The 16,780-nt window shown below is 75.1% G+C and carries 11 protein-coding genes; 3 read left to right on the top strand and 8 right to left on the bottom strand.

Annotation, left to right across the window (positions count from 1 at the left end; genetic code table 11):
- Positions 1–45: 45 nt before the first annotated feature.
- Positions 46–903 (top strand): hypothetical protein, encoded by an 858-nt coding sequence (locus ACIP4P_RS42190; RefSeq protein WP_400928887.1) that lies wholly within the window; start codon positions 46–48, stop codon positions 901–903.
- Positions 904–952: 49 nt separating this feature from the next.
- Positions 953–1,261 (top strand): WXG100 family type VII secretion target, encoded by a 309-nt coding sequence (locus ACIP4P_RS42185; RefSeq protein WP_400928884.1) that lies wholly within the window; start codon positions 953–955, stop codon positions 1,259–1,261.
- Positions 1,262–1,400: 139 nt separating this feature from the next.
- Here the strand turns inward: ACIP4P_RS42185 and ACIP4P_RS42180 are convergent, their stop codons facing one another.
- The 4 genes from ACIP4P_RS42180 to ACIP4P_RS42165 form a co-directional block, all read right to left on the bottom strand.
- Complete coding sequence (locus ACIP4P_RS42180) at positions 1,401–5,954, bottom strand: FtsK/SpoIIIE domain-containing protein (protein WP_400928881.1); 4,554 nt, start codon at positions 5,952–5,954, stop codon at positions 1,401–1,403.
- A 17-nt stretch (positions 5,955–5,971) separates the two neighbouring features.
- Positions 5,972–7,138 (bottom strand): hypothetical protein, encoded by a 1,167-nt coding sequence (locus tag ACIP4P_RS42175; protein ID WP_400928878.1) that lies wholly within the window; start codon positions 7,136–7,138, stop codon positions 5,972–5,974.
- A gap of 104 nt (positions 7,139–7,242) precedes the next feature.
- Positions 7,243–7,470: a zf-HC2 domain-containing protein gene (locus ACIP4P_RS42170; protein ID WP_400928875.1), complete on the bottom strand. Its 228-nt coding sequence runs from the start codon at positions 7,468–7,470 to the stop codon at positions 7,243–7,245.
- Between the two features lie 65 nt (positions 7,471–7,535).
- Positions 7,536–10,070: an AAA family ATPase gene (locus tag ACIP4P_RS42165; RefSeq protein ID WP_400928872.1), complete on the bottom strand. Its 2,535-nt coding sequence runs from the start codon at positions 10,068–10,070 to the stop codon at positions 7,536–7,538.
- A 358-nt stretch (positions 10,071–10,428) separates the two neighbouring features.
- Between ACIP4P_RS42165 and ACIP4P_RS42160 the strand changes: the two genes are divergently transcribed.
- Positions 10,429–10,998, top strand: a complete 570-nt coding sequence (locus tag ACIP4P_RS42160; protein WP_400928869.1) for a sigma-70 family RNA polymerase sigma factor — start codon at positions 10,429–10,431, stop codon at positions 10,996–10,998.
- Positions 10,999–11,021: 23 nt separating this feature from the next.
- Here the strand turns inward: ACIP4P_RS42160 and ACIP4P_RS42155 are convergent, their stop codons facing one another.
- The 4 genes from ACIP4P_RS42155 to ACIP4P_RS42140 form a co-directional block, all read right to left on the bottom strand.
- A complete protein-coding gene (locus ACIP4P_RS42155) occupies positions 11,022–13,706 on the bottom strand; it encodes a LuxR C-terminal-related transcriptional regulator (protein WP_400928866.1) in 2,685 nt (894 codons plus the stop codon).
- A gap of 25 nt (positions 13,707–13,731) precedes the next feature.
- Entirely contained in the window at positions 13,732–14,343 is a 612-nt protein-coding gene (locus tag ACIP4P_RS42150) for a WhiB family transcriptional regulator (RefSeq protein ID WP_400928863.1), read from the bottom strand.
- A gap of 113 nt (positions 14,344–14,456) precedes the next feature.
- The gene (locus tag ACIP4P_RS42145) at positions 14,457–15,218 is read right to left on the bottom strand and encodes a class I SAM-dependent methyltransferase (protein WP_400928860.1); all 762 of its coding nucleotides are present in this window, start codon (positions 15,216–15,218) and stop codon (positions 14,457–14,459) included.
- Between the two features lie 90 nt (positions 15,219–15,308).
- On the bottom strand, positions 15,309–16,601 hold the full coding sequence (locus tag ACIP4P_RS42140; protein ID WP_400928857.1) for a hypothetical protein: 1,293 nt from the start codon (positions 16,599–16,601) through the stop codon (positions 15,309–15,311).
- Between the last annotated feature and the right edge of the window lie 179 nt (positions 16,602–16,780).

Raw genomic sequence — 16,780 nt, 5'->3', positions numbered from 1 at the left:
CGTGCCGTGGGCATCGGGTCGACAGCGGTCGAGAGGAGGCAACCGATGCCCGATTTCCTGATCGACTACGAAACGCTCTACCAACTGGGCACCAAAGCAGGCGAGTTGAAGAAGTCGGTGGACGACGCCCAGGCCCACGAGACCGGCCTCAAGTACACCGAGGACCAACTCGGCTCGTGGACCACCCCGGACGTCCTCAGGGACTTCTACGACGCCTGGAAGTACGCCTTCCAGCAGGCCCGGGACGTCCTCGGCAGCGTGGAGGGCACCTTCACCAGCGTCGCCAAGGCACTGTACGACCAGGACGCCGCACTGGCCTCCGGGGCCGCCGCCCAGGCGGCCCAGTTCGACTACGGCAACTACCTGAGCAAGGTGCACGCCTACCAGGTCTGGGAGCGGATGTCCCAGACCTACGTGACCATGCACTACTGGGACGACCAGAAGAAGCAACTGGTCGAGACCAAGGTCGCGCTGGCGGACGCGAAGGACAAGCCGGCCCTTCCCGGGCCGCCGCCCAAGGACTTCGCGTACACCAACCCCGACGGCAGCACCCGCAACACCAGCTTCACGTACGGGGACGACAACCAGATCAAGGGCGTCAGCACGGACATCACCAGCAAGGACGGCCTGAAGTACCACGAGAACACCAGCTTCACCGGCGACGGCGGCTACAAGACCGACGTGGCCCACGCCGACGGCAAGTCCACCCACGTCGAGCTCACCGTCTCCCCGGACGGAAGCACCGGGACCAAGACCTTCACCGACGAGGACGGCAAGAAGATCGAGTACCAGGGCGACATGAAGACCGACCAGTCGCAGTGGACCAAGACCCTGGACCAGAAGCAGAAGGAGCAGAACGACCAGGCCAACGCCCAGAACATGAACAACAACATGTACGTCTGACGCGACAACCGACGCGACGACACCCGCGACCACGAAGAGGAGCCCCGTCATGCCGTTCAACATCCAACTCGACTACGAGCAGATCACCTCGGTCTCCGCCAAGCTGACCACGGCCTCGACCGAACTCGTGCCGATGCTCAACGGCCTGCGCTCGGACGTCGACAACCTGCTCCACAACGGCCTGGTCTTCCAGCAGAGCAGCGGCGCGATCATGGAGTCCTACCAGAAGTTCCACGACAACCTGATCCAGGCGGCGCAGAGCATCGACGGCTTCGCCAACCAGTTCCGCGACATCAAGAAGAACATGGAGGACATGGACACCAAGATGGCCAGCTCCGTCCGGGAGGGCACCAAGTGACGGCCTGACGCACCGCCGGCTGCGGCCCGTCGCGAACGATCGCGACGGGCCGCAGCGCTGTGTGCCGACCCGGCGATGCGGCGGAGCACGGCGAAGGCGCACGGGCCGGTTGCTCGCCCGTGCGCCTCTCCGGGGGCCGTCAGCCGGCGGTGGGCCGCAGCACGGTCTCGGGGACCAGGACGGTGATCAGCGCCCCGGTGCGCGGGTCGAGGGTGTGGCCCCGGCCGGCCGGGCGGGTGACCCGCAGCACGTTGTGCGGCAGTCGGGTGCCGATCAGCTCGCCCTCCATGACGGACTGCGGGGAGAGCAGGATGCCCTTGCGGCCCCGCTTCGCGTCGGAGAGCCAGCCGCCGAGGGCGTTGTTGAGGGTCTCGCCGGTGGCGGCGCAGGCCAGGCCGAGGCCGCGGTCGCGGCCGGCGGCGACGACGTCCTTCAGGACCTGGTCGGCGGCCGCGAAGCTGCTCAGCAGGTCGGCGTCGTCGACCAGGACCACGGCCGGGCCGCCGAGTTCCTCGATGGCGCCGCGCAGTTCGTCCGCCGAGGGGTTGGCGCCGGTCAGCACCCGGGCCTGCGGGTGCTGGTCCAGTCCTCGTAGCGGCGACTCGCGGGGCGTGACCGCCACCACCTTGGTGCCGCCGGCCAGCAGCGAGACCGCGAGGGTGGCGAGGACGGTGCTGCGGCCCGTTCCGGGCGGGCCGGCCACCACGAAGGTCGGGGACTTGTCGGTGAAGTCGACCCCGATCGGGGCGATCTCGTCGCCGCCGAGGCCGAGCAGGGCGTACAGCGGGCGGCGCTCGGCCTCCGGGACCTTCTCGTACGCCTCCTTGAAGTCCACCCGGGCGGGCAGCACGCCGATCCGGAACGGGCGGCGCCCGGCCGGCACTCCGGCGTCGCGGCCGGTGGCCTTGCGGCCGATGGCGCGCAGGGCCTCGGTCTGCTCCTGGCCGGTGGCACCGGGGGCGAGCAGCGCGACCTGGAGCTCGGCGGCGTTCTCGGTCCGCCAGCCCCGGCCGGGCGCGATGTACGGGGGCACCCGCCGGTGGTCGATCCCGGCGACGGTGTAGTCGGTGCGGTCGTTGAGGCGCAGCAGCAGCCGGTTGTCGTTGAGGGTGCTGAGCCGGCCGGCGGTGAGGGAGCGCTCCGAGGTGGCGATGACGTGCATCCCGGCCGCCGCGCCCTCGCGCAGCAGGGCGGTGAGCTCGTCCAGCAGCCGGCCGTTGTCGTGCTCGGTGAGCAGGCCGTTGAGCGCGTCGTAGCCGTCGATCATCAGGACCAGGTGCGGCGGCCGTTGGGCGGCGGGCAGGGTGGCCCGCAGCTCGGTCAGGTTGCCCGCGCTGTGGGCGGTCAGCAGCTCCTGGCGGCGGGCCAGTTCGGCGGTGAGCCGGGTGATCAGGCGGTCCAGCCGCTCCAGGTCGGTGCGGGGGACCACCGCGCCGCAGTGCGGCAGCACGGACAGCGCGGTGAGCGCGCCGCCGGCGGCGTCGATGCCGTAGAGGTGGACGTCCGCCGTGCCGAGGGTGCGGGCCAGCGATCCGGCGAGGGTGCGCAGCACCTGGGTGCGGCCGGAGCGGGGCATGCCGATCACGTAGAGGTGGCCGAAGCCGTCGAGGTCGAGGGTCACCGGGAGTTGGGCCTGGAGGGCGGGGACGTCCTCCACCGCCCAGACCACCGGGGCGAGCCGGCCGGGTTCGGCGGCCGGTGGTTCGGGCAGCTCGTCGAGCAGGACCTCGGTGCCGAGCGCGGGCAGCCAGGGGCTGGGCAGCGGGGTGTGGCCGACCTCCTCGGCGGCCGCGCCGACGGCCTCGACCAGGGCGGTGAGGTCGGTCGGGACGTCCGGCAGTTCCAGTTCGGCGGTCTCCTCGCCGCTGCCGGGCGCCTCGGCGGTGCGGCCCAGGCGCTGCCAGGGCAGTCCGGTGGACCAGAGCGCGGACGGCTTGGACTTCTCCTCCTCCGCATCCTCCCCGGCGAGCCGGGGCGCGCCGACGAAGGCGGTCTGGAAGGCCTGCACCGAGCGGTGGCCGGTGCGGGCCAGGGCGCGGCCGGGGGTGGCGGAGGAGATGGTGACGGCGTCGGAAGTGTCCAGCACGTCGTGGCTCTCGCTGACGTCGGTGACCCGCAGCGCGATCCGCAGGTTGGTGTTGGCGCGGATGTCGTTGCTGACCACGCCGGCCGGGCGCTGGGTGGCCAGCACCAGGTGGATGCCGAGCGAGCGGCCGCGCTGGGCGATGCCGACCAGGCCGGGGATGAAGCCCTCGACCTCGCGCACCAGGGTGGCGAACTCGTCGATGACCAGGACGAGTCGGGGCAGCGGCGGCAGGGCCGGGTCGCGGCGGCGCATGGCCCGGTACTCGGGGTGGTCCTTGGCCCCGGCGTTCGCCAACAGGTGCTCCCGGCGGACCAGTTCGGCGGTCAGCGACTCCAGCGCCCGCTGGACGAGGTGACTGTCCAGGTCGGTGACCATGCCGAGGGTGTGCGGGAGGCGGACGCAGTCCTTGAAGGCGCTGCCGCCCTTGTAGTCGACCAGGACGAAGGTCATCTCCTCCGGGTGGTTGGCGGCGGCCAGCGAGGCCACCAGGGTCTGCAGCAGCTCGGACTTGCCGGAGCCGGTGGTGCCCGCGATCAGCGCGTGCGGGCCGTCCTTGACCAGGTCGAAGGCGACCGGCCCGTCGTAGCCCGCGCCGATCACGGCGGAGGTCTGGGCGGGGCGCCGGCGCCAGCGCTCGGCGATCGGCCCGGCCTGCGGCGGTTCGAGGTCCAGCAGGTCGAGCAGGCCGACCCGCTCGGGCAGTCCGCCGTCCGCGTCGGGGGTGACGTCCCGGACCGGGGCGAGGGCGCGGGCGAGCCGCTCGCACCAGGCGGGTTCGACGAAGTCGGGGCGGATGCCGGTGTGGTCGGGCTGCCCGGTGCGCCGGGCGGTCAGTTCGGCGCGGCCGACGGTGACCACGTTGACGCACTCCTCGGGGAGCAGCCGCTCCTCCTGGTCCACGCAGAGCAGGAAGATCCGCACCGCGGGCCCCTCCTTGAGCACCTGGACCACGCCCGGGATGTCGCGCAGCCGCCGGGCGCCGTCCAGGACCACCAGGATGTCGGGCTCGCTGAGCAGCACCCGGCTCATCGCGGAGCGGTCGGCCTGGGTGCGCCGGCGGATCGCGGCGACGAGTTCGCCGACCCGGTTGGCGACCGTCTCCGGGTCGTTGCCCAGCAGGGTGACCGGGCTGTCGTCCCCCTCCACCGCGCGGGCGTGCGGCAGCCAGCGGATCCAGGACCAGGAGTCGGCCGAGTCGGTGTCGGTGAGCACGGTGATCCGCAGGTCCCGGGGGCTGTGCAGAACGGCCGCCTGGGCCACCGCCCAGCGGGCCAGTGCCCGCGCCTGCGGGCCCTCGCCGGCCAGGCCCACCACGCCGCTGCCCGCCAGGTCGACGGCGGCCGGGACGTCCGGGATCTGCCAGCGCACCGAGCGGTGGTTGTCCTCGCGGGCGGCGTCGTCGATCAGCAGCAGGGACGGCTGGCGCGAGGTGCCGATCCGCAGCATCAGGTGGTCGGGGTCGCTGCGCCGGCGCTCCCAGAGCCGGGCGCCGGGCCCGACCGCCAGCAGTCCGAGGGTCGCCGGGTCGGGGGCGGAGAGCACCCGCAGGCGGCGTTCCTCGTCCACCTTCGCGCGCACGTCCTGCTCCAGATCGGCGCGCCGGGCCCGGTAGTTGCGCACGGCCTCGGCGTGGTCCTTGCGGCCGGAGCGCCGTCCGCTGACGAAGTTGCCGACGAGCATCACCGGGCTCATCAGGGTGAACAGCAGGTAGTAGTACGAGTGGAAGAGGTAGACCATCCCGAAGCCCATGAACATCGGGAAGACCGCGACCAGGAACGGGAAGGGTTTGCGCCCGGGGGGCTGCGGCGGGCCGGGCAGCCGGAACTGCTCCGGGGCCAGCGGCGGGATGATCCGGGGCGGGCGGTTGAAGTCCAGCCCGGTGCCGTCCTCGGAGGGAGTGACGGCGGCGTCCGCTTCGGTGGGCTCCGCCAGCCGGAGCAGGAACCCGCCGAACACCAGCTCCCCGCCGACCGGCCACTCCGCCCAGCCCGCCGGGACCTCCGGCGCCGCCTCCGGCCCGGACTCCTCGTACACCGGCTCGGGCGGCAGGTCCGGTACGTCCACCCGGCGCCGCTCGGGCGGCGGTTCGGGCCGGGAGAGCCGCACCTCGCCCTCCGGCGGCAGCGTGACGATCGCCGTCCCGTCCGGGCGGACGGTCACCCGGACGCCGTCGGCGGGCACCTCCCGGCCGGCCAGCGGCACGGCGCTGCCGGGCGCCGGGCCGAGGTCGTGGGTGCCCTGGCCGAGCAGCAGCACCCGCCCGGCGTCCGGGCCGCCGATCACCTGCAGCTCGACCACCGGGCCGGTGCCGACGCCGTCGGCCGGCTCGACCGGCCGGGGCATCTCGGCGCGCTCGGGCCCGTACCCGCCGTCGGCGCGCGGCGCGGGGCGGCCGAGGCCGAGCACCGAGCCGTCGCGGATGCCGCTCTCGGAGAGCGGGGTGTCCGGGGGGAGGAGCTCGCCGTCCAGGTAGCAGTCGGGGGCGTCGGCGTCCTGAGGGGAGAGGTGTTCGGCGAGCTGCCGGACGGTGGTGGTGCCGGCGGCGCCGAGGACCACGTCCCGCGGTTCGGCGTCGTCGGGGGTGACGGTGGTGATGAGGAGTTTCACGGGGACTGCCTCTCGGTTCACGGCCGGCCGGTACGGGGGCCGGGGGACGTCGCGGACACGCCTGCGGGGGAGGCGGCGGACCGCTCGGGTTCGTGGAGGGTGGTCGAGGTCGGTTCGGGTGCCGCGGTGGCCGGGGTCGGTTCCCGGGTCGCTTCCGGCGGCGGGAGTTGAGCGGCGGGGCGCGGTGCGGCCGGGGAGGTCCGGCGCGGTGCCGGGCTCGTCGTGCGCCGGACGGCCCGCGCCACCGCCCGGGCGAGCGGCCCGCCCTCGGCGGTCAGCCCGAGCCCGTCCGCCGTGACCCGGCCCGCGGCGTCCACCCGCAGGCCGGTGCGGTGGCCGCGGGTCCGGCCCCGGACCAGGAAGGCGGCGCGGCCGGTGGCGGCCAGCGCCTGGACGCGCCGGGCCTGCTCCTCGTCGGGGTCGGCGCAGGCGACGGTCACGGGCGCCGCGCCGTCCTCCCCGACGGGACGCTCCAGGGCGTCCAGCACCACCTCCAGCTCGGGCCCCTCGTACCGGGGGTGGACACCGCGGGCGACCACCAGCCCGGCCGGGCCCGCCGACGGCTCCAGCTGCGCCGCCAGTGCCTGCACCAGCGTGCGGGCGGGGCCGCTGTCCCCCTCGACGGTGAGCACACCCGGCCCGCGCAGCAGGTCCACCACCACGACGCCGTCCGCCCGGGAGCCGAGGACGAGCGGCACCCTGGGCCGGCCGCCGTCAGGCGCGCCCAGGTCCTCCGCCGGCGCCTGCCAGGAGGTCGGGCCGACCGTCCGCCAGGGCGCGGGCGGCGGGGGGAGCCGGCGCCCCGCGACCCGGACGGTCACCGAGGCCGAGGCCGGGGTGATCACCACGGCGTACCCGTACGCGCCCGGCGCCCCGGCGAGCGCCGCGTCCACCGCGTCCAGCGCCCGCGCGGCCAGCCCGGCCGTCGCGGGGTCCGCGATCCGCTCGGCCAGCAGCCGCACGGCCCGCCGGTGCCGCCGGTGGGCGCGCACCGGATCGCCGAACGCCCGTGCCGTCAGCCGGACTTGCCACTTCGCCCAGCGCCAGGTGCGCCGCCACCCGCCCTTGCGGCGGAGCAGCCCGCGCAGCGGCAGCCACAGCACCACCAGGAGCAGCAGGGCGGCGAGGGCCCCGAGCATGATCCCCTGGTCGGGGATGGGCAGCTTCGGTTGACCTTGTGCCATGGAAGGAACCTCCGGGAGGCGAGCCGACTCCGCCGTATGCGGTCTCGGCCCTTCGGCACGTACGCCGAACGCCTCCGGTTCGATCCTCCTGCGGGGTCCTTCCGTCAGCCGTCCCGGCCGGGCGGTGGGTCCGGGTCGTCCTGGAGGTCGGCCTCGCCGACCATCGCCAACAGGGCCGTCATGTCGGACAGTTCGAAGTACTCGGCGGTGCACGTGGGACAGTCCGGCAGGTGGCGGGCCACCCGCTCGTCCTCCTGCGGCGTCAGCGCACCGAGGAGGTACGCGCCGAGCAGTAGCCGCACATGGGACCCGTCGGGTGCCTCGCCGCTCATCCGTCCCCCAAGGTTTCTCCGCGCCGTCCCCATGTCCCCGATCACGCCCGTCCGGCCGCCACGGTTCATTCCTCCCGGCCGCCCGCCGGCAGCTGGCGGACCGCCTCCTTGCCGATGGCGTTGCGCGAGCGCAGGCCCAACTTGGCCAGAATATGCGAGACATGGGTCTGGACCGTGCGGGGCGAGAGGAAAAGTTCCGCGGCGACCTCCGGATTGGACATCCCCCGGGCCACCCGTTCGGCCACCACCAGCTCGGTCGGGGTGAGCGACTGCCAGCCGGCCGCCACCCCGCGTTCGGCCGCCCCGGGCAGCCGGCGCACGCCCAGCGCGGCCAGCCGGTCGGTGGCCCGGGTGAGGTCCCAGCGGGCGGCGACCGTGCCGATCGCGGTGTAGACGTCGACGGCGTGGCCGAGACGGCGGCGGGCCTGTTCGAGGTCGCCGCGCTCGCCGAGCAGCACGGCCGCGTCCTCCAGGGCCCGGCCGAGCGGATGCGGCCGTCCGGAACGCCGGTAGTACCGGGCGGCGGCCAGCAGCGGCGCCGGATCGCCCGCCAGCAGCCCACTGCAGTGTTGCGCCGCCGCGGTGACGGCGGGCCGGTGCGGGCCGGCTCCGGTGGCGTCCTCGGTGGCTGCCCGCTCGGCCCGCCGGGCGGACCGGCGGTCGCCGATCCGCAGGGCCAGCCGGGTCAGTTCGGGCAGCAGCAGGTGCCGGTCGACGGGGTCCAGGGTGGTGCCGAGGGCGGGGGAGAGCGCGGCCGGCGCCCGCTGCCGGTCGTCGGCCTGCTCGGCGAGCGCGGCCCGGGCCAGCAGGGGGAAGGGCGAGTCCGCGGCGCCGGGCCGTTCCAGTCGTTCCAGCCGTTCCTCGGCGGCGGCCACGTCGCCCCGATGGGCCAGCAGCAGTGCGGCGAGGCCGTGCAGCCGGCCCGCCCCGCTCCCGTCCGTCGCCGCGAGGGCCGCCAGGGCGGCGTCCCACCGCCCGCCCGCCCAGTCGAGCCGGGCCGCCGTCAGCTCCAGCGCCCCGGTCTCCCGGCGCAGGCGGGCGAACACCGGCCGCGCCTCGTCGACCGATTCACGGGCCTCCTCCAGCCGGTCCGCGGGTTCGAGCAGCTCGGCCCGGCGGAGCAGCGCCGGCCCCAGCAGGTCGTCGGCGGCGGCCGTGCCGTGCGCCCTCCGGGCGGCCGCCAGCCGTCCCTCCACCGCGGCCAGTGCCCGGCTCGGGTCCCAGCCCGGTGTGCCTGCGCCGGCACGGCCGGTCCCGCTCGATGGGCCTGCGTTGCTGCACGGCGTCTCACCGGCCTCGCCCGCTGTGCCCGCAACGCCGAAGCGGTCGGCGCCCGGTGTCCGGATGTCCCCGTGCCGGCCGTACGGGGTTTCCGGTAACGCCCGGGTGGCTGTGGCCAGTTGCCGTTCGAGCAGTGCCCGGCCGCCCTCCTGCCCGGGCGGGAGCGACTCCAGGACCCGGGCGATCAGTCGCGCGGCGAGCAGCGGAGCGCGGTGCACCAACGCCTCGCCCACGTCGGCCGACCAGCCCGGCAGCCAGTCCTCCGTCTCGTCGCCGACGACCAACTCGGCCACCCGCTCGGGGAATTCGCCGGACCCGGCGAGCGCCCTGGTGACCTGCCGCCGCCGCGCGCCGGCGTCCGCCTCCGCGCGCAGGGCGTCCCGGACCAGGGGATGGCGGAACCGCAGCCGCTCGCCCGCCTCCTCGACCAGCCCGACCGTGACGGTCTCGATCACCGCCTCGGTGAGGGCGAGCGGGGTGCGGCCGAGGGCGAGCGCCGTCTCGTCGACGGCGAAGTCCCCGTCCAGCAGGGCCGCGACGCGCAGGAACTCGACGGCCCCGGCGGACAGCGCGGCGATCCGCTCCGCCACGGCCGTACCCGGTGCCGTCCCGGCGAGGAGCTCGTGCAGGAGACGCGGATTGCCGCCCGCCCGCCGGAGGCCGGCCGAGCCCGGGCCTCCCGTCGCGACGCCCGCGACCCGCGTCACCTCCTCGTCGGAGAGCGGACCGGGCCGCAGCACCACGCCCCCGTGCTCCGCCAGTGCGCGGCGCAGCCGGGCGAGGTCGGGCCGTCGGGGTGCGGGCCGCAGGGTGGCGAGCAGCAGCAGCCGGTCCGTGGCGGTGAGCCGGGCCAGGCGTCGCCACAGCAGCAGGGTCGCCGGGTCGGCCCACTGCAGGTCGTCCAGGACGAAGAGCACCGGAGCGGAGGCGGTCAGCCGGGGCATCCCCCAGACCAGCGGGTCGACGGCGGCCAGAGCCTCCGGGCGATCCGCCCGGCCCACCCGGCCGAGGACGGCCGCGGACTCGGCCCGGCAGGCGTCCAGCACCGGCCCGCCACCGGTCAGCCGGAACAGCACGGGGTGCAGGGGGAGGTGCCGCTCGTCCGGGTCGGCCGAGGCCGACGAGCGCAGCACCCGGCAGCCCAGCCGCTCGGCCTCCTCGGCGGCGACCGAGGCCAGGGCGGTCTTCCCGATGCCCGGTTCCCCCTCGATCAGGACCGAGCCGCCCCGGCCGCCGGCCACCTCCCGGACCGCCTCCCGCAGCAGTCCCTCCTCCCGCTGCCGCCCCGTCAGCACGCCCGCCCCGCCCTCAGGTCCCATCCCGTCCCACCCCGCCCCGGTCGGTTCCGATCCGCCCAGTGTGCACCTCGGCACGGGCTCGCCGGGCGGACGGTTCGACGCCCCGGACGAACGGCGGCGGTGGGAGGCTGGACGGGCGAACGGTCCGCCGCCGTCGGTGGGCGGCCCGCCGGTCGCCGGTCGCCGCAGTCGGCACCACCCCCGCGACCTGCGGATCTCCGCCAACTGGCGGATATCCACGGCCTCTTGGCGCCGAGCACCATGACGTACGTCACTCGAAGGCGGCGATGTGACTGACCAGCGACTCGGCTCAACAGCGCGGGACGTCCCGCGCGGCCGGGAACCACCGGGTCCCACCTCACGATCAAGGGTGATCAGGATGGAAAACCTCGCGGTACTGGACTCCGCTCCCGTCTCCGCACCCGCGCAGCGCGGCGCGACGGTCGACGAGGCCACCATGGCGCAACTCCAGCGGGAGCACGGCCAGGCGCTCCTCGGGCTCCTGCTGGGCCTGACCCACGGCGACCGGCAGCGCGCCGAGGACCTGGTCCAGGAGACCCTGCTGCGCGCCTGGCGCCACCCGGAGGCCCTGCACACCGACCACGCCTCGATGCGGCCCTGGCTGTTCACGGTCGCCCGTCGGCTGTGCATCGACGCCCGCCGGGCCCGGCTGGCCCGCCCGGTCGAGGAGGGCGGGCGCCCGCTGGAGAACCTCGCCACGGCGGACGACGAGATCGAGCGCTCGGTCGTGGTCCAGGACGTCCGCGACGCGCTCCGGCAGCTGAGCCCCGAGCACCGCGCGGTGCTGCTGGAGGTGTACTTCCGCGGCCGGTCCGTCGCCGAGGCCTCCGAGCGGCTCGGCGTCCCGGAGGGGACGGTCAAGTCCCGTACGTACTACGCCCTGCGGTCCATGCGGCGCAATCTGCGCGGCTACGGCGCGGACTGCTGAACACCCGGCGCGGACCGCGGGCCTCAGCCCACCCCGTGCCGCGCCGCCTCCCGGGCGACCTGGCCCCGGGAGCGGAGCCCCAGCTTGGCCAGGATGTGCGAGACGTGCGTCTGCACCGTCCGCGGGGACAGCAGCAGTTCGGCGGCGATCTGCGGGTTGGACCAGCCCTCGATCAGCAGCCGGGCGATCCGGTCCTCGGCCGGCGTGAGCGACTCCCACCCCCGGGTCGCACTCCGGGTCGCACCCCGGCCGGACCCCGGCGGTCGGCCCCGGCGGACGCCGAGCTCCCGCAGCCGGGCCTCCGCCCGGCTGATGTCCCACTGGGCGCCGAGCGAGCGGTAGCCCGCGAGCGCGGCGGTGAGCCGCCGACGCGCCTGGCCGCGCTCGCCGCGCAGGGCCAGGACTGCGGCCAGGTCCTCCAGGGCGGCCGCGTGCTCCAGGGGCCGGCCGACCCGCCGGTAGTGGTCGACGGCGGCCGCCAGCGGCTCCGGATCGCCGGTGAGCAGACCGCGGCAGCGCTCCGCCGCCGCGATCGGGCCCTCGGTCCCGGACGCCCGGCCGCACTCCTGCTCCGCGGCGGCCAGCGCCGCCCGCGCGGTGGCCCGGTCGTCGGCGAGCAGCGCCAGCCGGACCAGCTCCGGCAGCCACAGGAACCGCAGGTCCATGTCGTGCGCGAACTCCGGTTCCAGCAGCACGGCCAGCACCTCGACGGCGTCCCGGGGGCTGCCGGCGCGCTCCGCGAGCAGTGCGCCGGCCGTCACCAGGGCGCCGCTGCGGCCGCGCGGGCCGCCCTCGGGGACGGGCCGGTCGCCCCAGCGTTCGAGCTGCTCGACGGCCTCGCGCCGGCGGCCTCGGTGCAGTTCGATCAGCGCCGCGGTGCCGTACGCCTCGATCGGCGACCAGCCGCAGAAGCGGTGCTCCACGACGACGGCGGACCCGGTCAGCGCGCCGTCCCAGTCGCCGCGGGCGAAGCGGAGCACGACGGCGGCCGCCGGATGGAGCAGCAGCGCGCGCACCGCGCCGCGCTCCTCGGCGAGGCGGCGCCCGTGCGCCAGGGTGGCCCGCGCCTCGGCGTGCCGGTCGAGGCCGCTGAGCAGCAGCGCCCTGGTCTGGGTCAGCCGGTAGCGGGCCTCGGCGTCCAACGGTCCCTCGGCCGGGCCGAGGGGCGGTTCCTCGCTCGCCGCGGCGAGCCCGGCGGCGGGGTCACGACGGCTGGTCAGCACCCAGGCGAGGGACTGCCGGGCCATGCAGACGGTCTGCACGTCGACCTCCCGCCCGGCGGCCCCCAGCGCGGCCGCCGTCTCCGCGCTCCGGGCGGCCTCGACGTACCGCCCGCCGTAGAACAGCACCCGGGCGCGGAGCGCGAGCAGCCGTCCGGCCCACGGCGCCTGGCCGGTGTGCCGGGCCAGGGCCGCCTCGACCGCGCCCAGCCCGGCCGGTACGTCCCCCCGGCGCAGCAGCACCTCGCTGAGGAGCATCGCCGCGGTGGCCTGGTGCTCGGGCTCCACCGCCCTGGCCAGGGCGGCCCGGACGGTCGGCTCGGTGTCGGGGTGGCCCAGCCGGTAGCGGGTGACGGCCAGCCGGTGCCACAACTCCGGTACCAGCGGGTCGGACTCCGGCAGCCGGGCGAACAGGCGCTCCAGCAGGACGGACACCGCGTCGTGCCGCCGTTCGGCCAGCGCGTCGAAGTCCACGGACCGCGCCAGCCACTCGGCCGCCCACCGCTCGGGTTCCCCGGCCGCGTTCAACTGGGCGAGCACCCGCGCCGGGTCCGCGCCGCGGTCGGCGAGGGCCCGCGCGGCCTGCCGGTGCACCGCGGCGCAAAGGGAGTGCGGCAGTTCCCGCAGCAGCGCCTCGCGGACCAGCGGCCGTCGGAACCGGACGGCCGGCCCGGCGGAGTCCAGCACGCCGCCGCGGGCGGCCTCGTCGAGGCGACGCCGCACGGCCGCCAGGGAGATCCCCAGCACGGCCGCGAGCTCCTCCGGCTCCGCCGGGTCGCCGAGCACGGCCGCCGCTCGCAGGGCCTCGACGGCCGCCGGGCCGAGTGCCCCCGTCCCGTCCCGGCTGCCGTACGAACCGTCCAGCAGCCGGAGCAGCTCGCGCGGATTCCCGTCGGCGAGCCGCAGTCGCTCCCGCAGCTCCGCCCCGGGGGGACCGCCGGTGACCTGCTGGGCCAGCGTCCGGGTCTCCGTCGCGCTGAGCGGCCCGAGCCGGATCCCGACCGCCCGCGGGGTCTCCGGGGTCTCCGACTCGGCCGACGGCGGGTGTGCGGCCGCGAACAGCACCGGCAACTCGCCTCCTGCCCGCACCAGTTCGGGCCAGACGGCCAGGCTCGTCGGATCGGCCAGGTGCAGGTCGTCGACGGCCAGCAGGACCGGCGTCCGGTCGGCGAGCTGGCCGAGCAGCACCGTGAGGTAGCGACTGATCAGCTCCGCAGACCGCCCGTCGACCGGCCGCCCGGACGGCGGGACCAGCGGTAGGACGGCCCGGACGGTGGCATCGACGATCTCCGGGCGGCCGGTGCCCGGCAGGCCGGTGAGGATCGCGTCCAGCAGGGTCCGCAACGGGAGTTCGCCGCCCAGGCCACCGCCGTGCAGCACCCGGCAGCCGGCCTCCCCGGCCGCGGCCGCCAGCCGGCGCAGCAGTGCGGTCTTCCCGGTGCCGGACTCTCCCGACACGACGAGCGCGCTGCCCTGGCGTTGCGTCAAAGCGCTGATGAGGTCCTGTAGTTGCTCAAGCTGGGCGTCCCGACCGACCCACATCCGCGTCCTCCGCCCTGCCGATGCCGAGGGTACCGCCGGAGCCGCGCCCGCCGATACGCCCCGCCCCGGACCACTCCGGGCGGGCGTCGGCCCAGGACGGCAGCCGGCGGCCGACCACCCGGCAGTACCAGAGCACCAGCCGGGCGGTGTCGCGGGCCGCGCGCAGGCTCGCGTACTCGATCCCCAGGGCGTCGGCGACGTCCCGCTCGGACCAGCCCCGGGCGAGCAGCACCAGCACCGCCGCCGGCCGCTGGCGCCCGTGCAACGTCCCTCCGCTCAGCAGGAGTTCGTCGAGCACCCGGGCCGCGTTCTCGCCCAGCGCCAGCAGCGCGCGGCTCTGCTCGTGCAGTCGCCGCCGCTCCTCGGGGGTGAGCCCGCCCCAGATGCCGTACTCCTCCTCCTGGAGCACCGCCGCGCGCAGGCACGCCTCCCGGACCGGGCAGTCCTGGCACACCCGCTTCGCCGCCCGCACCCGCGGGCCCTCCCCGCCGCCCTGGCCGAGGGCGAAGAACAGTTCCGGATCGACTCCCCGGCAGGCCGGTACCCCTGGTGCGACCTCGTCGTCGACGGACGGTACGGACATCTCGTCCCCCCCTCGGATCACCACGGTCCGCACAACCGCGTGCCCTCTCGCACGGGTCGATCCGCCGGCCGGTTCAGTCCGCCGGCCCCCGGAACCGGGCGGCGAGGCGGACGTCAGGGGCGGAGCGCGACCAGGAGATCGACGACGTAGGCCTCCTCCACCGACCCGCCAGGGAAGAGCCCGCCCAGCCGCGCGCGCTCGTCGACGAAGAACGCACGGCGGTCGGCCTCCGCGAGGACCAGGAAGGCCGAGCGGCTGCCGATGTTGGCCAGGTGGGTGTCCAGCGGTACGGTGCGGCTCCAGCGCAGCTGCCGCCGGGCTACCCGCAGCCCGGTCAGCCCCGAGAGCCGCACCGCCTCGTCGTCCGAGGGCCGCATCGCGGACCTCGATTCCACCCCGCAGTGGCGCGCGATGCGCTCGTGCTGCTCGGCGATCCACGGCACGTCGAAGGCCGTGGTGTTCCACCAGATCGCCAGCGCGCCGTCCGCCCGCAGCACCCGCAGCGCCTCCGGGACGGACCGGCGCGGATCGGTCCACTGCCAGGACTGGGCGTACGTGATCAGGTCGCAGGACGCCGAGGCGAGCGGCAGGGCGTTGCCGTCACCCCGCACGATCGGCACCCCCGGGAGCGCCCGACGGAACTCAGCGGCCATGGCCGCGCCCGGCTCCACGGCGATCACCTGGGCACCCCGTTCCCGCAGCAGCGCGCTGGCGATCCCGGTGCCCGCGCCGACGTCGGCGACCCGGGCACCGGCCAGGGGACGGCCGGCGTACTCCTCGACGGAATCGAAGAGTGCGGCCGGATAGGAGGGTCGACTCGTCGCGTACTGGGCTGCGGCTGAATCGAAGGACTGGGCGCGGGGGTCGGCGGTCATCCCCCCATCATCGCCGCCCCGCACGCCGACGGCCCCGCACGGAACCGGGAGAGGGGTTCGCGTGCGGGGCCGTTCACGGAGTGTCGGAGGTCAGACTCCGGTCATGGCGAACGTACCTGTCCCGTCCTGCTTGCCGCTGCCGTACTGGCGGATCAAGTCCCCGTCCGCGTACCGGTCGTAGCCGATCATGGAGCCGGTGTACTTGTTCTGCAGGCCGACCTTCGGGCTGCCGGGTACGTCGCGGTAGACGTAGAACCGCTGAAGGTCGTCCTCCCCGCAGTTGGCCGTCGTCAGGTAGGCCTGCTCCTGGTTGGCGATGCCCGCAGGGATGGTCGCGCATCCGCCGTTGCCCCAGTTCCACAGGGACGCCTCGATGACCCCGTTGTTCTGCGTCACGTTGCACAGCCGCCAGTTGTCCAGGTGGGCGCTGAAGAACGTGGATTCACGCAGGCGGATGCCGTCGTTGGCGAGGAGCGGTGCGCTCCAGTTCAAAACCTTGCCGGGGACGTCGATCCGGTAGGCGCCGGGCTCGCAGTTGAGGGCGGCCAGCGTGCTGGCACCGGTGGCCTTGGGCTGTGCGGCGGACGTGTCGCCCGCGAGAGCCGGGGTCTGTGCGAGGCGGTCCTGCTCCTGCGCCTGTTCCTGCTGCGCCGTCGGCGCCACCGCACCCGCCGGGTGGGCGGCCTTCGCGGTGGGCGCGCCGCAGTCGAGGAGGAACTGCGCCCTGGCCATGATGCTGTTGGCAGGCACCTTGTCCTGGCAGCGCACCACGCCTTCCTCAAGGGTGGTGTAGGTGGTGAAGTTGCCGTTGCCGGGCCCCTGGATCCACTTCAACGCCCAGCTGCCGTCGCCCTGTTGGACCCGGTTGCAGTTGAGGCTCCCGTATGTGCCGGTGACCTTCTTGGTGCCCTTGTAAGCGCCGTAGTAGCCGGGCTGGGCGAAGTTCCAGGTGAGCGCGCTGGACTCGGTGCTGGTGGAGGTGAAGTCGACCTTGACGTTCAGGCCCAGGGTCGCGCCGACGCTGGTGAGGACGTCGAAGCCGAACTTGCCGTCGGCGCCGCCGTTCAGGCCGACGGAGACCGCGATGGTGGTCTGGGTGCTGGTGCTGACGGTCTGGGTGCCGGTGGTGCCCTCGGTGACGAACCAGCCCTTGAAGTGGGTGATCGTCGGGGTCACCTCGGTGGTCTTGATGTACGGGTGACGGGTGCCGAGGTCGGCCACCGTACAGCTGTCGCCGGGCTTGAGCGTCGTCGCGGCGGCGGGTGCCGCGGCGGCCGGTGCGGCGGTGAGGCCGGTGGCGGTGACCGCCCAGGCGGCGGCCGCGGCGGTCACCGCCACGGCCGACCTGCCGATGCGGCCGGCGGATCCGATGGGACGCGTCATGTCCGTTTCCCCCTTCGTCGTGTATATGTCAGGTCAAGAATGGCCATAGTGACCGTGAAGAACAGACCGTGAAGCGGGGATTGGCCACAACCCACCACGGAGGGGCTCATTCCGCCCCTGGCATCCACCGTGGTCGATCGGTCCGATTCCCGACGACTCATTCGTCGCCGAACTCACCG

The sequence above is a fragment of the Kitasatospora sp. NPDC089509 genome (assembly GCF_044749365.1).
In the GTDB taxonomy this organism is placed as follows: domain Bacteria; phylum Actinomycetota; class Actinomycetes; order Streptomycetales; family Streptomycetaceae; genus Kitasatospora.
Note: the sequence above shows the minus strand (reverse complement) of the source record. Positions and strands in the feature narration are given on the sequence as shown.

Excerpts from the sequence above, each read along its gene's own strand:
- ACIP4P_RS42160 (WP_400928869.1), top strand. The coding sequence starts at position 10,429 with ATGGAAAACCTCGCGGTACTGGACTCCGCTCCCGTCTCCGCACCCGCG.
- ACIP4P_RS42165 (WP_400928872.1), bottom strand. The coding sequence starts at position 10,070 with ATGGGACCTGAGGGCGGGGCGGGCGTGCTGACGGGGCGGCAGCGGGAG.
- ACIP4P_RS42140 (WP_400928857.1), bottom strand. The coding sequence starts at position 16,601 with ATGACGCGTCCCATCGGATCCGCCGGCCGCATCGGCAGGTCGGCCGTG.
- ACIP4P_RS42190 (WP_400928887.1), top strand. The coding sequence starts at position 46 with ATGCCCGATTTCCTGATCGACTACGAAACGCTCTACCAACTGGGCACC.
- ACIP4P_RS42185 (WP_400928884.1), top strand. The coding sequence starts at position 953 with ATGCCGTTCAACATCCAACTCGACTACGAGCAGATCACCTCGGTCTCC.
- ACIP4P_RS42150 (WP_400928863.1), bottom strand. The coding sequence starts at position 14,343 with ATGTCCGTACCGTCCGTCGACGACGAGGTCGCACCAGGGGTACCGGCC.
- ACIP4P_RS42170 (WP_400928875.1), bottom strand. The coding sequence starts at position 7,470 with ATGAGCGGCGAGGCACCCGACGGGTCCCATGTGCGGCTACTGCTCGGC.
- ACIP4P_RS42145 (WP_400928860.1), bottom strand. The coding sequence starts at position 15,218 with ATGACCGCCGACCCCCGCGCCCAGTCCTTCGATTCAGCCGCAGCCCAG.
- ACIP4P_RS42175 (WP_400928878.1), bottom strand. The coding sequence starts at position 7,138 with ATGGCACAAGGTCAACCGAAGCTGCCCATCCCCGACCAGGGGATCATG.